The 19,410-nt window shown below is 38.7% G+C and carries 22 protein-coding genes; 9 read left to right on the top strand and 13 right to left on the bottom strand.

The genetic code is table 11. The annotated features are described in order from the left end of the window. Positions 1-16 precede the first annotated feature (16 nt). The 3 genes from msr(D) to ADG81_RS07700 all read right to left on the bottom strand — a co-directional run bounded on the left by msr(D) (position 17) and on the right by ADG81_RS07700 (position 3,373). Entirely contained in the window at positions 17-1,480 is a 1,464-nt protein-coding gene (gene msr(D), locus ADG81_RS07690; protein ID WP_000420313.1) for an ABC-F type ribosomal protection protein Msr(D), read from the bottom strand. Between the two features lie 119 nt (positions 1,481-1,599). Then, complete coding sequence (gene mef(A) / locus ADG81_RS07695; RefSeq protein WP_000417519.1) at positions 1,600-2,817, bottom strand: macrolide efflux MFS transporter Mef(A); 1,218 nt, start codon at positions 2,815-2,817, stop codon at positions 1,600-1,602. Positions 2,818-3,202: 385 nt separating this feature from the next. After that, positions 3,203-3,373 (bottom strand): hypothetical protein, encoded by a 171-nt coding sequence (locus tag ADG81_RS07700; protein ID WP_000873143.1) that lies wholly within the window; start codon positions 3,371-3,373, stop codon positions 3,203-3,205. A 521-nt stretch (positions 3,374-3,894) separates the two neighbouring features. Here ADG81_RS07700 and ADG81_RS09555 point away from each other — a divergent pair. Beyond that, on the top strand, positions 3,895-4,086 hold the full coding sequence (locus tag ADG81_RS09555) for a cysteine-rich KTR domain-containing protein (RefSeq protein WP_001860868.1): 192 nt from the start codon (positions 3,895-3,897) through the stop codon (positions 4,084-4,086). Positions 4,087-4,145: 59 nt separating this feature from the next. On the opposite strand, the gene ADG81_RS07705 is transcribed toward ADG81_RS09555, so the two are convergent. After that, positions 4,146-4,499, bottom strand: a complete 354-nt coding sequence (locus ADG81_RS07705; RefSeq protein WP_001227347.1) for a helix-turn-helix transcriptional regulator — start codon at positions 4,497-4,499, stop codon at positions 4,146-4,148. Positions 4,500-5,003: 504 nt separating this feature from the next. Here ADG81_RS07705 and ADG81_RS07710 point away from each other — a divergent pair. Next, positions 5,004-5,426 carry a sigma-70 family RNA polymerase sigma factor gene (locus tag ADG81_RS07710; protein WP_000804885.1) on the top strand — a complete coding sequence of 141 codons (423 nt, stop codon included), beginning with the start codon at positions 5,004-5,006 and terminating at the stop codon, positions 5,424-5,426. Next, on the top strand, positions 5,423-5,653 hold the full coding sequence (locus tag ADG81_RS07715) for a helix-turn-helix domain-containing protein (RefSeq protein WP_000857133.1): 231 nt from the start codon (positions 5,423-5,425) through the stop codon (positions 5,651-5,653). The genes ADG81_RS07710 and ADG81_RS07715 overlap by 4 nt, the downstream gene beginning before the upstream one ends. Before the next feature lie 225 nt (positions 5,654-5,878). Here the strand turns inward: ADG81_RS07715 and ADG81_RS10085 are convergent, their stop codons facing one another. Next, complete coding sequence (locus ADG81_RS10085) at positions 5,879-6,130, bottom strand: hypothetical protein (RefSeq protein WP_001845478.1); 252 nt, start codon at positions 6,128-6,130, stop codon at positions 5,879-5,881. Here ADG81_RS10085 and ADG81_RS07720 point away from each other — a divergent pair. The 6 genes from ADG81_RS07720 to ADG81_RS07745 all read left to right on the top strand — a co-directional run bounded on the left by ADG81_RS07720 (position 6,114) and on the right by ADG81_RS07745 (position 10,878). Beyond that, positions 6,114-6,317 carry an excisionase gene (locus tag ADG81_RS07720; protein WP_000814511.1) on the top strand — a complete coding sequence of 68 codons (204 nt, stop codon included), beginning with the start codon at positions 6,114-6,116 and terminating at the stop codon, positions 6,315-6,317. The genes ADG81_RS10085 and ADG81_RS07720 overlap by 17 nt on opposite strands. Positions 6,318-6,398: 81 nt before the next feature. Next, positions 6,399-7,616 carry a tyrosine-type recombinase/integrase gene (locus ADG81_RS07725; RefSeq protein ID WP_001291561.1) on the top strand — a complete coding sequence of 406 codons (1,218 nt, stop codon included), beginning with the start codon at positions 6,399-6,401 and terminating at the stop codon, positions 7,614-7,616. A 285-nt stretch (positions 7,617-7,901) separates the two neighbouring features. Continuing rightward, positions 7,902-8,228: a PadR family transcriptional regulator gene (locus tag ADG81_RS07730; protein ID WP_000273858.1), complete on the top strand. Its 327-nt coding sequence runs from the start codon at positions 7,902-7,904 to the stop codon at positions 8,226-8,228. Beyond that, complete coding sequence (locus tag ADG81_RS07735) at positions 8,215-8,808, top strand: DUF1700 domain-containing protein (protein ID WP_024057314.1); 594 nt, start codon at positions 8,215-8,217, stop codon at positions 8,806-8,808. Before ADG81_RS07730 ends, ADG81_RS07735 begins: the two co-directional genes overlap by 14 nt. Beyond that, positions 8,801-9,751 carry a DUF4097 family beta strand repeat-containing protein gene (locus ADG81_RS07740; RefSeq protein ID WP_049551384.1) on the top strand — a complete coding sequence of 317 codons (951 nt, stop codon included), beginning with the start codon at positions 8,801-8,803 and terminating at the stop codon, positions 9,749-9,751. Before ADG81_RS07735 ends, ADG81_RS07740 begins: the two co-directional genes overlap by 8 nt. A 62-nt stretch (positions 9,752-9,813) precedes the next feature. Continuing rightward, positions 9,814-10,878 (top strand): DUF6574 domain-containing protein, encoded by a 1,065-nt coding sequence (locus ADG81_RS07745; RefSeq protein ID WP_049551385.1) that lies wholly within the window; start codon positions 9,814-9,816, stop codon positions 10,876-10,878. Between the two features lie 79 nt (positions 10,879-10,957). Here ADG81_RS07745 and ADG81_RS07750 read toward each other — a convergent pair whose 3' ends face one another. The 8 genes from ADG81_RS07750 to ADG81_RS09155 form a co-directional block, all read right to left on the bottom strand. Further along, positions 10,958-11,809, bottom strand: a complete 852-nt coding sequence (locus tag ADG81_RS07750) for a DUF4299 family protein (protein WP_049551386.1) — start codon at positions 11,807-11,809, stop codon at positions 10,958-10,960. 121 nt (positions 11,810-11,930) lie between these two features. After that, a complete protein-coding gene (locus ADG81_RS07755) occupies positions 11,931-12,917 on the bottom strand; it encodes a rhodanese-related sulfurtransferase (protein ID WP_020902652.1) in 987 nt (328 codons plus the stop codon). A 131-nt stretch (positions 12,918-13,048) separates the two neighbouring features. Next, a complete protein-coding gene (locus tag ADG81_RS07760) occupies positions 13,049-13,345 on the bottom strand; it encodes a bacteriocin immunity protein (RefSeq protein ID WP_020902123.1) in 297 nt (98 codons plus the stop codon). Between the two features lie 68 nt (positions 13,346-13,413). Continuing rightward, positions 13,414-14,103 carry a CPBP family intramembrane glutamic endopeptidase gene (locus ADG81_RS07765; protein WP_049501941.1) on the bottom strand — a complete coding sequence of 230 codons (690 nt, stop codon included), beginning with the start codon at positions 14,101-14,103 and terminating at the stop codon, positions 13,414-13,416. Positions 14,104-14,335: 232 nt separating this feature from the next. Further along, positions 14,336-15,817 (bottom strand): ABC transporter substrate-binding protein, encoded by a 1,482-nt coding sequence (locus ADG81_RS07770; protein WP_049551387.1) that lies wholly within the window; start codon positions 15,815-15,817, stop codon positions 14,336-14,338. A 207-nt stretch (positions 15,818-16,024) separates the two neighbouring features. Next, a complete protein-coding gene (locus ADG81_RS07775) occupies positions 16,025-16,948 on the bottom strand; it encodes a carbohydrate ABC transporter permease (RefSeq protein ID WP_000818351.1) in 924 nt (307 codons plus the stop codon). A gap of 13 nt (positions 16,949-16,961) precedes the next feature. After that, positions 16,962-17,891: an ABC transporter permease gene (locus ADG81_RS07780; protein WP_049551388.1), complete on the bottom strand. Its 930-nt coding sequence runs from the start codon at positions 17,889-17,891 to the stop codon at positions 16,962-16,964. A 319-nt stretch (positions 17,892-18,210) separates the two neighbouring features. After that, positions 18,211-18,468, bottom strand: coding sequence for a hypothetical protein (locus ADG81_RS09155; protein ID WP_065427688.1), 258 nt, complete (start codon positions 18,466-18,468; stop codon positions 18,211-18,213). Between the last annotated feature and the right edge of the window lie 942 nt (positions 18,469-19,410).

Raw genomic sequence — 19,410 nt, forward strand, 5'->3', positions numbered from 1 at the left:
AGCGACTACCTTAAATTTAATGTTTCAGATTTATTTTCTTATCTCTAATTTCATAAACTACATCTGCTACATTTTCGAGTAATCGTTTATCGTGGGTGATAAACACGATAGTTCCGGTGTACTCCTTCATTAGTATTTCCAAAGCCTCTAAACTTGGTATGTCAAGGAAGTTACTGGGTTCATCCATTATTAGGATGTTATATCTACCCATGAGCATTTTAGCAAGCAACAATTTTATAATTTCTCCACCGCTTAAAACAGATAAACTTTTTCCAATATCGTTCTGTTTGAACCCCATAGATGCTAGCACTGAACGAATTTCTGATATATTGTAGTCACAATCCTTCTGCATAAACTCCATAACATTCTGATTACTGTTGTACTTGTAACCATTCTGTGCAAAGTAACCTATTTTTGCCTTAGGCGAAATAGAAATTCCTTCTTCATGGTTTAAGATCATTTGGATTAAAGTTGTTTTTCCGATTCCATTACCACCAGTTAACGCCACTTTTGCTCCTAACGGAATTTGAAAAGATGCATTTTCAAACAGAGCCTTATCCCCAAATACTTTATTAATTTCTGCACCGACTATAGGGTATGGATTATGGAGCTCCAATGCTTTACTTTGCCTGAAACGAATTCTGCGAATGCCTTCCGGAGCTTCTACTTTTCCTAAGGCCGCAATCCTGTGCTCTAGGGTTTTAGCAGCATTATACATCTTTTTTTCCTTACTTCCTATTGATTTTTGATGAGCTAAACGCCCTCCGTCTTCAGTACTTTTTTTCTTTGAAGAACCTTTTGCCTTCTGTTCTATTTTACGAGCCTGTTTTCGCTTTTCCTCCGCAGCCCTTTCCAATCGGGCACGTTCCGCAATAAATTGTTCGTATTCTGCAGCTTGGCTCTTACGTTCTTCCTCTTTCTGACGAAGATAATCAGAATAGTTTCCCCAATACTCAGTGATTTTGCCATCTTTCAGTTCCCATATTTTATCTACTATTTCATCAAGAAAATAGCGGTCATGGCTAATAACTAACAGTGCACCTGTAAAATATTTTAGCTGTCCTATTAGAAAATCAATTCCTTCACGGTCTAAATGGCTCGTAGGTTCATCCGCTAAAATACCATGAACCTGTGCCGATAAGGCCTGTGCTATTTTAAGCCTTGTTTCTTCACCACCGCTCATAGTCTGTATATTTAATTGCTCAACACCTAGCTTGCCTACAAGTGCAAAATCTTTTTCCTCCTGCAGAGTTACTTCGTCCAACTGGGGAATATAGGCAAGTTCACCCAGACGATTCATTTTACATCCTGGGGGAGTTAATTCTCCTAAAAGTACCCTGAGTAAAGTGCTTTTTCCAGCACCATTTGCTCCTACTAAACCAATACGGTCATAATCATATACTTCTAATTCATTTATATCTAAAACATCGCGTCCTTTGAATTCCACACGAATGTCTTTTGCTTTTAATATTAATTCCATAACATTTCCTCCTGTCTATAATCGCATGCTTTCATTTGCTTGTATGCAGGGAAAACCCTGCGATTTTAGCAGGAAGAGTTACATGAAAATAAGATACATAAATATTCCTCCAATATTGTTTATTTTAAATCTAATTTTCTAACCTCAGTTATCATTTGGCAAACTATAGCAATGCCAATAATTAAAATACCTGATAGTAAAAACCAATGATTTACACCGATTTTATCAGCAAAGAATCCAGAAAGAATTAACCCAATTGGCATAGCAAGTGACATGATACTTCCGATCAAAGAAAATACACGTCCTAAATATTCAGGCTTAATTTTCTCCTGAAAAAGAGCTGTTTGCACACCGCTATAAAATGGCACCGAAAGCCCCATTATTGCACAGCAAACTACGAATATTACAAATCCATTTGGAGGAAGTATTCCCGAAACGGCTAAACTGGTCCCCATTATAAAAAATGAACTTGTTATTAGTAATACATGCTTTTCGAAGCCCCCTAATCTTCCTAATAATAAGCCTCCTGCTAGCATCCCAAATGCAAAGGAAATTTCCGTAATAGAAATATGCACAGGCGTTCCATTAAAGTGTTCCATGCTTATTAAAGGAAATAGTGCATTGATTGGCATATAAACAAAAGTATATAGTGTTCCTAAGAGTAATAAGGCAAACAATCCTTTGTTTTGTCTCAGAACCACAACTCCTTCTTTCATCTCCCTTATGAAATTTGGTTCTAAACTTTGCACTTGATTACCCAGCTTAGGTATACGTACAATTGCTACCGTAATAGATGCAATCACAGCACCCAATACGTCGATGGCAATAATAGCATTTAAATCCCAAACGGAGTATAAGAGTGCTGCAACTGCCGGACTAACAATATAGCTTATAGACTGCAAAGACTGACTATAGCCTGCGCATTTCGTTAGCTGTTCTTCTGGTACTAAAAGTGGTGTAACCGCATTGAGTGCTGGGGTATGAAAAGCTGTTCCAATGCTACGGATAAACAATACTATCATAATCATCCAGACAGGTAGCTCCATACAGAATGCAACAATAGCAAGCACTGCACCAGCTGCTGCGATAATTAAATCGGCACCAATCATTATCTTCTTCCTATCATGACGATCCACTAGCACACCAATGGCAGGTCCCAAAATCGCATAGGGTAAAAAACCTACTAATGAAGCCATAGACAAGACCATCGCAGATCCTGTTTTTTCTGTAAGGTAAAAAATAATCGCCATTTGCAGGATGGCACTAGTGATTAATGATACTGCTTGCCCTGCCCATATTGCATAAAATTTTCGTTTCCAATTGTTGTATTTTTCCATTTATATTATCTCCTGCATATTATTTTGCTTGAATTTCTATTTTGAATAGCATTCTAGGCAATAAAAAATGCAGGCCAAACCCCACAATGTGGCTTTTGGTCTGCATACATACAATTTGGAAACATTCATATTAAAGACATAGTTAAATAAAGGTATAGTTAAATAACCAATATCCTCACCGTAACTAATGAATGCTCAATATCGTATAAATAAGCACAACAAAAAAGCCTATCATCGGGTATAGATTCTGCTTTTTTTATTGCCAGCTTATCTTAAACGCATTGAGGCTGTCATAGTTTCGGTTCCTCCTACATCTTTGTTTATATCAATTTATAGTATAACACAACAAGATGATATGTTCAATATAAAAGTTATGGAATGAGACTCATACTTCCAATTCGATGCCAGATTTAAAGGATATGACGAAGTTTTCTTCATAGACTGTAACGCTCTGGATTATCTTCCTTAGTAGCAAGCGATTAGCTTTCACAAAATCTTCTGTTTGTAGTTTTAAAAATTCATCAGGATTTTCTAACTCAACCTCAAAATATTTCATTTTACATTCCCTCATTTCATTTATTGATAAATTGAGTTTGCAAAAAAGAGTGGACAATTTTTGTCTACTCTTAACCTTTAAAATAGTTTTTTTTAATCGATTTGAAGTTGCCTAAATTATTACTTATTCGGTAAAATGAAGTATTGCTTTCAACAGATTTCCTTCAACTACACTTCACTTGATTCAAACAAGGTGGGTACATTTCTATTCCCACAAACTCCTTGTCAATGGAAACAAACACGTACCCACAGGGTAAATGGAAATAGAAACTGATAATTTCTAGCTATCACTTCTACTCATTCCAAAAATTTTCTCACTCTGATACTTACCCACCATAAAGCAAAAAGCCTTGCAATCAAGGCTTTCATTATCCCTTTCGTTCAAAGGTTTCTAAGCTTTTACGAGCAGAGCGACACACTCAGCGGTTCGCTATCTCCGTTCTGTCTGCGTGCTAGCACTTGTCAATCACGGACAGCTATCGCATGGGCGGAAGTAAATGCTAATCTTCGTCGTTTTACTCCTTGACTAGCAAACTTACCGCCTCAACATGTCCTGTATGTGGAAATAAAACACGATTAAAGATAAGGGAAGATACTGAATTAAAAAAATTCCCCCTCTATTGTCCGAAATGCAGACAAGAAAATTTAATTGAAATAAAGCAGTTCAAAGTAACTGTGATTACAGAGCCAGACGCAAAGACGCAGAGCCGATAAAATGAGATTAATACAATCTCATTTTATCGGCTCTTTCCGTTATGTATGGATTCTTTTAATTAGTCTTCGATGTTTCTTGCTTCGTTGATACCGCTGGCTAAAGATTCCATTAAGGATAGTTCTTTGTCTGTAAAGCTATCCATGTATTTCTCTATCTGTAATCGTCGGGTGCTTTTTACCAAGTTATTAGCAGGTAAGAAAAATTCATCAACGGAAACATGAAGTAACGATACAAGGTCATAAAGAACTTGTATGCTGGGGTGTTGCCCTTTATTTTCAATATTAGTTAAGTACCGTGGGTCAATTTCAATCAATGCTCCCACTTGTTCACGAGTTAAACCTCGTTTCAATCGAGCTTCTTTAATGGCTAAACCAAAGGCTCTAAAATCATATTTATCTTCTTTTTTACGCATAGTAGACCACCTCTATACATTTTATTGTTCCTACTGAATTAAAAACAGGTATAGAAAAACGTGTTATATGGTTTATAGGTTTATATTTAATAAAAAGCACTACTAAACGCCAATAAAAAAAACCGTTATATGGTAGTGCTATTTAGGCTGTTAAAATATTGTATATTACTTCCAAATGGCGGTTTGTTGGAGGTCAACGTCGCCATGAAGTACATCATATACAATAAATTTCCTTACATTGGGTTCTTGTCAAAAAAAGTCGTCTATCTGCAATAGATAAGTACGTCCACCAATGTGGTTTTATAAATCATATAGATAGAATAACAGAAGCATGTAAACAGAGAAATAAATCTGTTTATATGCTTTTTTGGCTATTCAGAACTTTTTTACAAAGTTTATTTATCAGTAATGCAACAAATCCCCCTTTCACATTGGGACTAAGAGTGAAAGGAGATAAACGAGCAAGGCTCACTTCCTTTCCTAGACAGAAAGGGGGTGAGAAACATGAAACCATCTTCTTTTCAGACCACAATAGAAAATCAGTTTGACTATATCTGTAAACGTGCTATGGAAGACGAGCGAAAGAATTATATGCTTTATCTTTCAAGGATTGCAAAGCGTGAGGTGTCCTTTTCGGATGTTGGCGATTATCTTGTTAGCCAGTTTGCGACAACAGATAACTATTCAACTGACTTTCAGATTTTTACACTCAATGGGTTATCAGTAGGCGTTGAAAATGATTTGTTGAGTGAAGCATTACGTGAGTTGCCAGACAAGAAACGTGAAATTCTACTGCTGTTTTACTTTATGGACATGAGCGATTCAGAAATTGCAGACCTGTTGAAATTGAACCGTTCTACTGTCTATCGGCATAGAACCAGTGGACTAGCCTTAATTAAAAAGTTTATGGAGGAATTTGAAGAATGAAAACACAATATCCTATGATTCCCTTTCCTCTCATTGTAAAGGCAACAGATGGCGATACCGAAGCGATTAACCAGATTCTACATCATTACAGAGGGTACATAACGAAGCGTTCCCTACGACTTATGAAAGATGAATATGGCAATCAAAGTATGGTCGTTGATGAAGTCTTACGTGGAAGAATGGAAACCAGACTGATTACAAAGATTTTGTCATTTGAAATTAAGTAATATCCTCTCTCCTTTCGTGGAAGCGTGCTAAACCATTCCACGCTTCCCGAACAGGGAGGTTTGTTATTCCACCAAAGCATATTGAGCTTTCAATGTGTTTTGATAGGCTAACGAGCCATTGTTCTTTGAAAACTGAATAAAAGTAATCGAATACGTTTCGATAAGAAAAGAGCCAACGGAACTAACCGCCATGACCTATCTTATAAAGATAGCGAGCGATTCATGTTAGTGATCCGAGAAGCAATCTTTAGCAGGATTGCCTGCAACGACATTCTTATCGTGATAATGATACTCCCATACAGTCAATAGTCCGAGCGTGATAAAACCGTCGCAGGCAATGAGTATGGCTACATGAGAACCATGCAGGGGTGGAACTCCCGTGAGCTTTGCTAAAGCTGTTCGATTGCTGGTAAAACAACTTTTATGAAATCCAAATAAGTGATTTGGAAAGGAGGATTTTATGAAGCAGACTGACATTCCTATTTGGGAACGTTATACCCTAACCATTGAAGAAGCGTCAAAATATTTTCGTATTGGCGAAAACAAGCTACGACGCTTGGCAGAGGAAAATAAAAATGCAAATTGGCTGATTATGAATGGCAATCGTATTCAGATTAAACGAAAACAATTTGAAAAAATTATAGATACATTGGACGCAATCTAGCGTCGCCAAAGGGTCTTGTATATGATAAAATAGTATTAAGTCGTATCAAGGCTCTTTCCATAAAGGAAAGGAGCAAATGCCATGTCAGAAAAAAGACGTGACAATAAAGGTCGAATCTTAAAGACTGGAGAGAGCCAACGAAAAGACGGAAGATACTTATACAAATATATAGATTCATTTGGAGAACCGCAATTTGTTTACTCGTGGAAACTTGTGGCTACAGACCGAGTACCAGCAGGAAAGCGTGATTGTATCTCACTTAGAGAGAAAATCGCAGAGTTACAGAAAGACATTCATGATGGTATTGATGTTGTAGGAAAGAAAATGACACTCTGCCAGCTTTACGCAAAACAGAACGCTCAAAGACCAAAGGTTAGAAAAAACACTGAAACTGGACGCAAATATCTTATGGATATTTTGAAGAAAGACAAGTTAGGTGTAAGAAGTATTGACAGTATTAAGCCATCAGACGCTAAAGAATGGGCTATTAGAATGAGTGAAAATGGTTATGCTTATCAAACCATCAATAACTACAAACGTTCTTTAAAGGCTTCATTCTATATTGCTATACAAGATGATTGTGTTCGGAAGAATCCATTTGACTTTCAACTGAAAGCAGTTCTTGATGATGATACTGTCCCTAAGACCGTACTAACAGAAGAACAGGAAGAAAAACTGTTAGCCTTTGCAAAAGCTGATAAAACCTACAGCAAAAATTATGATGAAATTCTGATACTCTTAAAAACAGGTCTTCGTATTTCAGAGTTTGGTGGTTTGACACTTCCAGATTTAGATTTTGAGAATCGTCTTGTCAATATAGACCATCAGCTATTGAGAGATACTGAAATTGGGTACTACATTGAAACACCAAAGACCAAAAGTGGCGAACGTCAAGTTCCTATGGTTGAAGAAGCCTATCAAGCATTTAAGCGAGTGTTAGCGAATCGAAAGAATGATAAGCGTGTTGAGATTGATGGATATAGTGATTTCCTCTTTCTTAATAGAAAGAACTATCCAAAAGTGGCAAGTGATTACAACGGCATGATGAAAGGTCTTGTTAAGAAATACAATAAGTATAACGAGGATAAATTGCCACACATCACTCCACATAGTTTGCGACATACATTCTGTACCAACTATGCAAATGCAGGAATGAATCCAAAGGCATTACAGTACATTATGGGACATGCTAATATAGCCATGACGCTGAACTATTACGCACATGCAACATTCGATTCTGCAATGGCAGAAATGAAACGCTTGAATAAAGAGAAGCAACAGGAGCGTCTTGTTGCTTAGTAGTACAAATGAATTTACTACTTATTTACCACTTCTGACAGCTAAGACATGAGGAAATATGCAAAGAAACGTGAAGTATCTTCCTACAGTAAAAATACTCGAAAGCACATAGAATAAGGCTTTACGAGCATTTAAGAAAATATAAAAAGATAATTAGAAATTTATACTTTGTTTATATATAAAAATTTTACACATTTCTCTTGACAGGGCTTTCATTTAGATGTACAATGTATGTGTAGAAAAATTATATATAAAAATCTTACACATTAGAAAAGGAGGTTCCCCATGTACTTTCCAACATCCTCTGCCTTGATTGAATTTCTCATCTTGGCTGTACTGGAGCAGGATGATTCTTATGGTTATGAGATTAGCCAAACCATTAAGCTGATTGCTAATATCAAAGAATCTACACTCTATCCCATTCTCAAAAAATTGGAAGGCAATAGCTTTCTGACAACCTATTCTAGAGAGTTCCAAGGTCGCATGCGCAAATACTACTCCTTGACAAATGGTGGTATAGAACAGCTCGTGACCCTAAAAGATGAATGGGCACTCTATACAGACACCATTAATGGCATCATAGAAGGGAGTATCCGCCATGACAAGAACTGAATACCTGACTCAGCTAGAACTCTATCTCAAAAAACTGCCTCAGGCTGACCAAATTGAAGCCATGGACTATTTCAGGGAACTCTTTGACGATGCTGGAGTCGAAGGAGAAGAAGAACTCATCGCTAGCTTAGGAACTCCTAAGGAAGCAGCTCACGAAGTCCTCTCCAATCTTCTCGATAAAAAAATTAATGAGGCACCCGCTCAAAAAAATAACCGACAAATTTTGCATATCGCCTTGTTAGCTCTCCTTGCAGCACCCATCGGTATTCCTCTGGGAATCGCCATCCTCGTGTCCCTGTTCGCAATCCTTGTGGCAGCCTTGACTGTCATTCTAGCTTTCTTTGCGGTTTCCATACTTGGTATCATCGGCGGATTCCTATTTTTAGTTGAAAGTTTCACTGTTCTCGCCCAAGCCAAATCAGCCTTTATCTTAATTTTTGGTGCTGGTTTACTGGCTATCGGTGCTTCTTCACTAGTCTTACTAGGTATTTCCTATGTAGCCCGCTTCTTCGGTCTACTCATTGTTCGCCTGGTGCAATTTGTTCTCAAAAAAGGAAAGAGAGGTGACCAGCATGCGTAAATGGACAAAAGGATTTCTCATTTTTGGTGTGGTGACTACCATTATCGGCTTTATCCTGCTCTTTGTAGGGATCCAATCTGACGGGATTAAGAGTCTGCTTGCCATGTCCAAGGAGCCTGTCTATGATAGTCGGATGGAAGAGCTGACCTTTGGTAAGGAAGTCGAAAACCTAGAGATTACGCTCCACCAACACGCGCTCACCATCACAGACTCTTTGGATGATCAAATCCACATTTCTTACCATCCATCTCTTTCTGCTCACCATGATCTTATCACAAATCAGAACGATAAAACGCTGAGCCTCACTGATAAGAAACTGTCTGAAACTCCATTTCTCTCTTCTGGAATTGGCGGGATTCTCCATATCGCAAGCAACTACTCTCGTCGTTTTGAAGAAGTTATTCTCCAATTGCCAAAAGGGAGAACTCTAAAAGGAATCAACATCTCAGCAAATCGCGGTCAAACCAGTATCACCAATGCCAGCCTTGAAAATGCGACCCTCAATACCAATAATGGCTATCTCCTCCGAATTGAAGGAAGTCGTATCAAAAACAGTAGACTCACAACCCCTAATATCATTAATATCTTTGATACAGACCTTACAGATAGTCAGCTAGAGTCAACAGAACATCACTTCCACGCTGAAAATATCCAAGTACACGGTAAGGTGGAATTGGTGGCGAAAACAGACCTACAACTGCTACTTTCCGAAGAAGAAAAACAAAGAATCAACTTAGATCTTTCAACAAAACATGGTTCTATTCTTCATTTTGTGAGAGAAGGAAGACGTTCATTTAACAATAAAGAAAACAGAGATGAACATTTAAGCAATCCTTATAAAACAGAAAAAGCTGATGTGAAAGATCAACTCATAGCAAGGGCAGACCAATATATCTATCTACTCAAAGCAGAGGAACACGAGTCTTCTTCTAGAAATCGTTGACAAAAACGCTTACATCTGCTACTATGGAAGCATATTTATCTAACTAAAAAGGAGGTTCTACCATGAAACAAGAATGGTTTGAAAGTAATGATTTTGTAAAAACAACAAGCAAGAACAAGCCTGATGAACAGGCCCAAGATGTTGCAGACAAGGCTGAAGAAACGATAGCCGATCTCGATACACCAATTGAAAAAAATACTCAAGTAGAGGAGGAAGTCTGTCAAGCTGAAGTCGAACTTGAAAACCAGCAAGAAGAGAAAATTGAAACGCCTGAAGACAGTGAATCAAGAACAGAAATAGAAGAAAAGAAAGCATTAGATTCTACTGAAGAAGAGCAAGATCTTTCTGGGGAAACAGAAAAAGTCACTAAAGCTGAAGAGAGTCAAGAAGCACTTCCTCAGCAAAAAACAATCTTGAAAGAGCCACTTCTTATCAGTCAATCCTTAGAAAGTCCTTATATCCCCGACCAAGCTCCAAAATCTACGGATAAATGGAAAGAACAAGTGCTTGATTTTTGGTCTTGGCTAGTGGAAGCAATCAAATCTCCTACAAGCAGTCTTGAAACAAGTAGCACACACAGTTACACAGCCTTTCTTTTGCTCATTCTGTTTTCTGCATCTTCCTTTTTCTTTAGTATCTACCACATCAAACATGCTTACTATGGAAATATAGCAACTATGCATAATCACTTCCCTGAACAATTTGCTTCATTAAATCTCTTTTCAATTATCTCTATCCTAGTAGCAACAGCACTCTTCTTCTTTTCATTCCTCTTGGGTAGTTTCGTCGTGAGACGATTTATCTACCAAGAAAAGGACTGGACCCTAGAAAAAGTTCTCCAACAATATAGTCAACTCTTGGCAATTCCAATCTTCCTCACTGCCATTGCTAGTTTCTTTGCCTTCTTTGATAGCCTACGATTTACAGCTCTCTTGTGTGTGATTAGCATTGGGATCACTCTGCTTGCTAGCCTCCATATCATTACAAGACCTAGTCAAGCAAGTGAAGCCGACTCCTTCTATCAATTATTCTTGTCTGTCCTTGTGAACGGAGTTATTATCCTCCTCTTCTTTGTAGCTGAAGTGGCACTGATTGGGGATTATCTTCGTATCTTGGCCTTTCTTTAAACTTTAATCCTGTCTTTCATGGCAGGATTTTTCTATGTCAAAAAAGCAAGTCGATTGACCTGCTTCTGATTTACTCTTCTTATGCTAATGCTTTAAAATCTTGTCCTAGGATGGGTTGTATTTCTAATTGATTGGCATCTAGTTGGTGGTAAGATGCTGATGGTAATGACTCTAGGAATTTTGCATAGTCCAAGCGAGCGATAGCTTCATAGTCTTCTGGTTTAGAGCCATCTCCTGTGATTTGAACCAAGTCAATTTCCCACTGAACTTCCTTATCCACCAATTGCTCAATATAGGCTGCAGGTACAAATGGCTCTCTCGGTAAAACGGTCTTGACCCCTTGAGCCAGATGGTAAACACCGTGCACTTGTCCTTCTCCATCCTGATAGAAGGAAACTCTTGCAAAGTAGGCATCTGTCTCTTGAACTGCACGTACACGTGCTTCAAACTGTGCCAAACCATCTGCCTCTAAAAAGCTTTTCAAGTCTTCATGGCTAAAGAAAACAGGATTAAAAATTCCTTGGCAAATCGTAAAGCGGGCTGCAGTATCTGTCAGATGGGCTTGAATACTTGCTTGGAAATAAGCTTCAAAATCAAAACCATCTAGTCCTTCAATCTCAGTTCCTGTATAAGCAAGCAGAGCATCTAAAAATGACTTGATGATCTCCCAGTCTGTCTTCGTGAGTAGGTCAGGAAGATCGACACGGTAAGCCTTTTGACCGTCAGCATAACTGACCTTAAAAAGAAATTGTGATTGCCCCACTATCGCACACTCGATATACTCAAGACGGTTAAGAGGCTGACGGAGATAGACAGCATCATAGCTATGTGACTCCAAACCATCTACCAAGGCCAAGATGGACTTGGCAATCAAAATCTCTTGTTCTCCTAAAATGCTCTGTTTATTTGGAATAAAAAATGTTTTCGTCATAACTGGACTCCTTTGAAATCGTTTACATATAGTATACCTTATTTTCCTGAAAGATACAGAAACAAACTTTAGATTTTTGAGTAAAAAGCATAGAAAAACAGCCCCTAAGGACTGTTTAATCTTATACAGTAGCTGCTTGATCCAAGCTTTCACCGATAGCGGCTAGGCGCTCGACCACTTCAGCTTGTGTCAATTCATTTTCTGAAACATAGCGGTTACGTGGGTGAACACGGCACTCGTGTGAGCATCCACGAAGGTACTTGTCTTCATTTTCTTCTGATGTCAAGATACGACGGTTACAGAATGGATTTCCACAGTTGACATAACGTTCACATGGTGTTCCATCAAACCAGTCTTTCCCTACGATGGTTGGGTTGACATGGTTGACATCTACGGCAATACGCTCGTCAAAGACGTACATTTTCCCATCCCAAAGTTCACCTTGGACTTCTGGGTCTTTACCGTAAGTTGCAATTCCTCCGTGCAATTGGCCGACATCTTTGTAGCCTTCACGGACCATCCAGCCTGAGAATTTCTCACAGCGAACGCCACCTGTACAGTAAACCACGACACGTTTGTCCATGAATTTTTCCTTGTTGTCACGGACCCATTGTGGCAACTCACGGAAGTTGCGGATGTCTGGGCGGATAGCTCCACGGAAGTGTCCTAGGTCGTACTCATAATCGTTACGTGTGTCAAGAACCACTGTGTCTTCGTCAAGAAGGGCTTCTTTAAACTCTTTTGGAGACAAGTAAGCACCTGTTGTTTCAAGTGGGTTGATGTCGTTGTCAAAGTCGTTATCTTCCAAACCAAGGTGGACAATTTCTTTTTTGTAGCGAACAAACATCTTCTTGAAGGCTTGTTCATTTTCTTCGTCAATCTTGAACCAGAGGTCTTCCATGCCTGGGAGGCTGTGAACGTAGTCCATGTATTTTTGAGTTGTTTCATAATCACCTGAAACTGTTCCGTTAATTCCCTCGTCAGCGACTAGGATACGCCCTTTAAGGCCGATTGATTTACAGAAAGCCAAGTGGTCTGCAGCAAATTGCTCTGCATTTTCAATTGGAGTATAAAGGTAGTAAAGTAAGACACGAATATCTTTTGCCATAAGATTTGTTCTCTTTTCTATTCTTAAATTTTCAGAATTTTTCATCTAACTATACTAGTATACCTGCTTGAGAAAACGAATGCAATTTATTTGACTGGAAATTTTAGAAAGGAACATATCCCTGCACTTCATCAATAACCATAGCGAATAGCAGATAATTCTCTCATTTTTTTGATCTGCTCGGCTTGACTTTCTGACAAACTTAGCTTGTTATCAATCAATACGCGCGCAAGATCAACGTTCATTTGACTCAAAATAAATGGAGTAGAGGTCCCATCGTCCTCTAATCGGCTTTTATAACTCACTAACAAATTTTTCAAGGGAGTCAGTTGAGGCGTATCCTTTATATCTTCCAATAGATAATTTATGATAGTCATGGCTTCACAACGTCTTTCACTTCCTCCAGCAAACCATTTTAATGGTGTCATACTCATTTACCTCCTGAAATTCGTTTATAAATTGAAAAACTATCATTCCTAACTCTCGTACCAATATTTTACCCAAACACCCTCTGTAAAAAAGTCAGCAGAAATGGTAATGTTGCGAAAATATTATTAATCACATGCACCGCATAGGAAGGATAAATGCTCTTGGTATAGCGGGTCAAACTAGCAAAGATGATGCCAGATGTTGTAAAGACGAAGATATCTAACAAACTAGGCAGGCTTGAAAAATGAGGAAGAGCAAATAAAATTGACGGAAGAAGCAAATCAAGGCCAAATCTCGAATGCTTAAAAAAGGCGTGTTGCAGTAATCCTCTATAGATTAGCTCTTCCATAAGTGGAGTCAGAAAGAACAAAGTTATATAGATACCTAGCTCAGCAAAGTTGGTCCCACTATAACCGATCAATACAGCCCAACCTTCAGCAGTTGACTGAACATGTTTAGCTGTCTGAACGTTAAAAGAGATCTGGAGCACTACCACTAGTACTGTCAAAATCGAATACCAAAGCCATTTTTTTCTCGGAATGCGAAAAAGATAACCATGGCCTGTCTTAACCAGAATCCAAATCATGACTCCGCTAAATAGCAAACTCAAGAGATTTTGAATCCAGACGAAATTGCCAATCTGGGAAGAAAATTGCCAATAATTTTGAACAATAAGCGTCATCTGAGAAAGACCAAATACGAAAAATAAGTAAGAGAAGACTGCACTTATTTTGAATAGAAGTTGATACTTTTTCATGTGAACCCTCCTTTGTAAACTCGAGACATCTCTAATATAAGCTATATTTTCCTAAATCCTTACCCCAAATCCTAAATGGTGCTTAAGATTTCCTGAATGGTTAAATAGTGATAAAATAACATAGATATCTATGCTCTCGTTTCAAAAAATCACTGCCTCCCCCAGATAGGCCTGAGGAAAACAGTGATTCAATTTTTAGGAATTAGGAATGAATACACGAAATCAATTGATCTTATGATTTTTTGTTTTTCAAGAATTCATCGTATTGTTTTTGCATTTCGTTCAATACTTTATCGTAAGCACCTTCAGATTTCAATTTTTCCATCAATTCTGGAATAGCTTTGTCTGGGTCTACAGTACCAGTGTTGATAGCTGTATCGAATTGTTGCATTGTATTAGAGATCGCAGAGATTTCAGATTTCACATTGTCAGTGTTAAAGATGAATCCAAGAGCTGGAGATTCTTTAGCTTCTGCCAATTGTTTCTTAGAATCTTCGATTTGTTGGTCTGTAACGTTTTCGTTGATGTAAAGAATCCAGTTGTTACCAGTGTTCCATCCACCCATGTGAGTGTTTCCTTTGTAGCCATCAAGAACTTTAACACGGTTTTCTTTACCTGGAATTTTTTCCCAGTTCTTGCCTTCTGGACCATAAACAAGACCGTTCAAGAGTTCTGGGTTAGTGTTCAAGAGGTTCAACACTTCCATTGATTTTTCTTTGTTCTTAGAGTTGTTTGAGATGACAAAGTTAGCAACTTGTGTTGTTTGGTTTTTCTTGATGAAGTTAGTGATTGGTTTGATTTGGATATCTTTGTTCGCAACACGTGAAAGCAAGCTGTTACCGTAGTCAGCTGGTCCTACTGTTTCTTCACGAACGAACCAAGTATCTTGTTGAAGGTCAAATGAAGTATCGCTTGTTGCTACGTCTTTTGGAATGTATCCAGCTTCATAGAATTTGTGAAGAGTCTTCAAGTGTTCTTTAAAACGAGGCACTTCGTAACGGTTTACGATCTTAGTAGTGTCTCCTTCAAGGTCGATAACGAATGGAAGTCCATTTGGAACTGGGTAGTCAAAGTTATCAGATGGGATGAAGTTCTTAGTAACCGCAAATGGCACTACATCTGGAGCTTTTTCTTTGATTTGTTTCAAGACTGGTTCAAGTGTTTCATATGAAGTGACACCTGAAATATCGATACCATATTTAGCAAGAAGAGTTCCGTTGAAGGCGAAGTTTTGAGATGATGCAACGTTGGCTGCAACTGGAACTGCGTAAATTTTACCGTTAATGCTGTTACCTTTGATGTAAGCTGGGTCAAGTGCTTTGTAAAGTTCTGCCCCTTCTTTCTTATACAAGTCAGTCAAGTCAGCATAAGCACCTTTTTGAGCATTTACAACATAGTTAGATGCAAAGGCGATATCATAGTTTTCACCAGATGATGTGATAACTGACATTTTCTTATCATAATCACCCCATCCAAGATATTGGATATCCAATTTAGCACCAACTTTTTCTCCGATGATTTTGTTGGCATTTTCTAGCAATTCATCCAAGTTATCTGGTTTGTCACCGATTTGGTACATTTTGATAACAGTCTTATCACCTGAAGCTGAGTCAGCAGCTTTCTTGTTACCTGAAAGGTTTCCACAAGCAGCGAGACCAGCAGCCAAAGCGACTACGCTAGCAGATGCAAAAGCATATTTTTTCCAGTTTTTCATGACAAAAACTCCTTTTTTTATTTTTAAACTTATAAACAATGTAATGATCTTATACTCAATGAAAATCAAAGAGCAAACTAGGAAACTAGCTGCAGGCTGTACTTGGGTACGGCAAGGCGACGTTGACGCGGTTTGAAGAGATTTTCGAAGAGTATTAACTTAACGCAAGGGAAGTTTGGAAACGAGAAATATTCTTCTCAATAAGCACTATTCTTTCACGCCACCGATAGTCAAACCTTTTACAAAGTAGCGTTGGAAGAATGGATACAAAATCGCGATTGGAAGGGTTGCAACTACAACCATGGCCATACGTCCTGTTTCTTTTGGTAGAGCAACTCCCAGTTGACCAGATAGGCCGACTGCTTTGGCGATGTAGTCCATATTTTGCTGGATTTGCATGAGCAAATATTGCAATGGATACAAGTTGTCACTCTTGATATAGAGGAGGGCGTTGAACCAGTCGTTCCAGAAACCAAGAGCTGTCAAGAGCGTGATGGTCGCGATACCTGGTAGTGACAATGGCAAACAGATTTGGAAGAAGATCCGGGCTTCACTAGCACCATCGATACGAGCGGATTCTAGAATTGCTTCTGGAATGGTCTTCTTAAAGAAGGAACGCATCAAGATGATGTTAAATGGAGAGAGAAGCATCGGAACAATCAAGGCCCAAACTGTATCACCAAGTTGAAGTAAACGAGTTACCACGATATAGCCTGGTACCAAACCAGCGTTGAACAACATACTAAGAAGGGCAAAAATCGTAAAGAATCTGCGATACTTAAAGGTTGTCCGTGAGATGGCGTAGGCATAAGTTGTTGTGATAAAAACGTTTGTGATAGTCCCCACCACTGTTACAAAAACTGAGATGAAGAGGGCTTGGAGAATTTTATCCTTAAATTGTGCCAAGAACTCAAAACCGTCTAATCCAAATTGAGATGGGAAGAAGCTATATCCATTTTGGAGGATACTCTTTTCATCTGTCACCGAAATAACAATAACGAATACGAAGGGTAGGATACAAGAGAGGGCAATCAAACCAGAAATGGTACTAAAGAAGATATCTGCTTTCTTACTGAAGGAGTGAATGCCGACATTATCAATTTTTTCTTTTTTAATTTTCTTTTCTGCCATATTCTCCTCCTTTCTAGAACAAGGCTGAGTTTGGATCAACTCGTCTTGCAAGTAAGTTTGATAGGATAACCAAAATCAAGCCGACTACTGATTGGTAGAGACCTGCTGCTGAAGCCATCCCGATATCCGCTGTCTGAGTCAAACCATTATAAACATATACGTCCAAGACGTTGGTTACGTTATAAAGCTGACCAGCATTGTGGGGGATTTGATAGAAGAGACCGAAGTCTGCACGGAAGATATTTCCGACTGCAAGGATGGTCAATACAGTCACCAACGGTGTCAACTGAGGAATGGTTACATTGCGAATTCGTTGCCATTTGCTGGCTCCGTCCACTGTTGCTGCTTCGTAGTAGGTTGGATCAATTCCCATGATTGTTGCATAGTACATGACACTGCTATATCCAAAGCCTTTCCAAATACCTAGGAAAAGTAGGAGATATGGCCAGATACCCAAATCAGCGTAGAAATTGATTTCCTTCATTCCAATAGATTCTAGGAAATGGTTGAATACCCCTTTATCAATGTTTAGGAAGGCATCTGTAAAGAAACTGATGATAACCCAAGACAAGAAGTAAGGGAACAACATAGAAGTTTGGAAAATCTTAACCATTCTCTTAGAACGGAGTTCACTGAGGATGATAGCAATCCCTACAGATACAATCAAACCGATAAAGATAAAGCCGAGATTGTAGAGGACAGTATTTCGTGTGATAATAAAGGCATCTTTTGAACTAAACAAGAATCTGAAATTATCGAGTCCGACCCATTTACTATTCACGATACTATCTATAAATCCATTACTGGTCATGTGGTAGTCTTTAAAGGCAACCACGTTCCCAAATACTGGAATGTAGAAGAATAGAGTCAACCAGAGTGCCCCTGGCAAAACCATTAAGAGAAAGATCCAGTTGTCTCTCAAGGTTTTTGAAAACTTATTCATAATTTCCTCCCTTTTTTATTTTGATATCCATCTAAAAATTCCTTTTTAGACTTTTGATAACGATTACATTATTAGTATACTCCTATTTGCAGATGAGGTTAAACTCCTAATTATAGAAAAAACTCCACAAATTATGTAGCAGATTTAAAACTTTATCACCACTATCAAACAAATGTCCTAAATCAATTGTTTATTTTATCTCTATTAGCCCAGTGATGGCGTCACTCTGTTATAACCGTCCAATAACGAAGTATATTGAAAAATCTCCAGACTAGAGAACTCACGGATAGTTCCTAATCTGGAGATTTTTAATATGTTATTAGGCGTTTGCTTTCAACTTAGCAATAACCTCTTTAAGATTATCAATCAACTCTGCTTCAGTATGCTCAGAGCCTTTTTCATCTGCCAAGAAGGAAACTGCTTTTTGAAGTTCTTCTTGAGAGTTTTCAAGGACATCCTTATCTACTGTTTCAAGGTTTGAGTCTTTAAGAAGTTTACTTAATTCCTTGGCTAATTTCTCGAGTTCTGATTCTTTGTTGCGACGAGCTAGGAGGAAGAAGAGGAGACCTAAAAGCACTAGGATACTTGCTGCAATAATCCCTACTGGGACTTGAGTTGGGACTACAGGCTTATCTGCTTCTGGTGCTGACTCAGAAACTTTTTGTTCTCCAGCCTTCGTTGCTGACTGACTTTCCTTAATGGACTCTAGGGAAGCAATCGCATCTTTGACTGTTTGCAAGATATGGCGTAAACCTTGCTCTGTCAAACTATCATCTGCAAGAGCTTTCTTAGCCTCTGCCAAAACCAGACGTGCTGAATCTGTAATAGGATTTGATACAGCTATCAACGATCTCAAAAGATTTTCTAAGGTTTGAGTCTGCTTATTTAGTTCTGACTTGTCTAAAGTTCCTTGACCCTGAGTTGCTGAACGAACAGTATCGTCTTCTCTATTCGCTGTATTTGCACTAGGTTCCGTAGTTGTCACTGGAGCTACAGACGAACGAGCAGTGGTTGTTGAGCCACTGTCAGTGCTTCGTCCATCTTGTCCAGAATTTGCTTGCCCACTATCTGATGGACTTGTTGGAACAGAAGGACTTGCTGGTTCTGTAGTGTTCACATTCCCAGAATTTCCAGGTTGATTATTAGGAACCGGAGTCTGAGTTTTTCCATTGTCTGGCACTGGGATAGGACGAGGAAGTGGAGCCGGTCTATATATAGGCATTTGCGCACTACCTTTACCACTCAAGTCACTATTGCCTTGTTTAGATTTCGCAGTAACGTTTGAACCAGCCACTACAGCTGTATGAGATACTGTAACTTCACCAGTTTGAGCATTGATGCTGACTCCTGCTGGTGTTTCGTCTAAGCTCCATGTGCCATCTTGACCCTTACTTGCTGTCAGTTTCTTCGCACCACCATCAGTCGTAAGACCAATTTCAACTTTATCCGCTTCTCCTACTGGTTTCACAGATACGCTAGCTGTTGGCTCATCTGCTGTCACAGTTGGTTGGCTTGGGGT

This window comes from Streptococcus pseudopneumoniae, from assembly GCF_001070815.1.
Lineage (GTDB): Bacteria > Bacillota > Bacilli > Lactobacillales > Streptococcaceae > Streptococcus > Streptococcus pseudopneumoniae_P.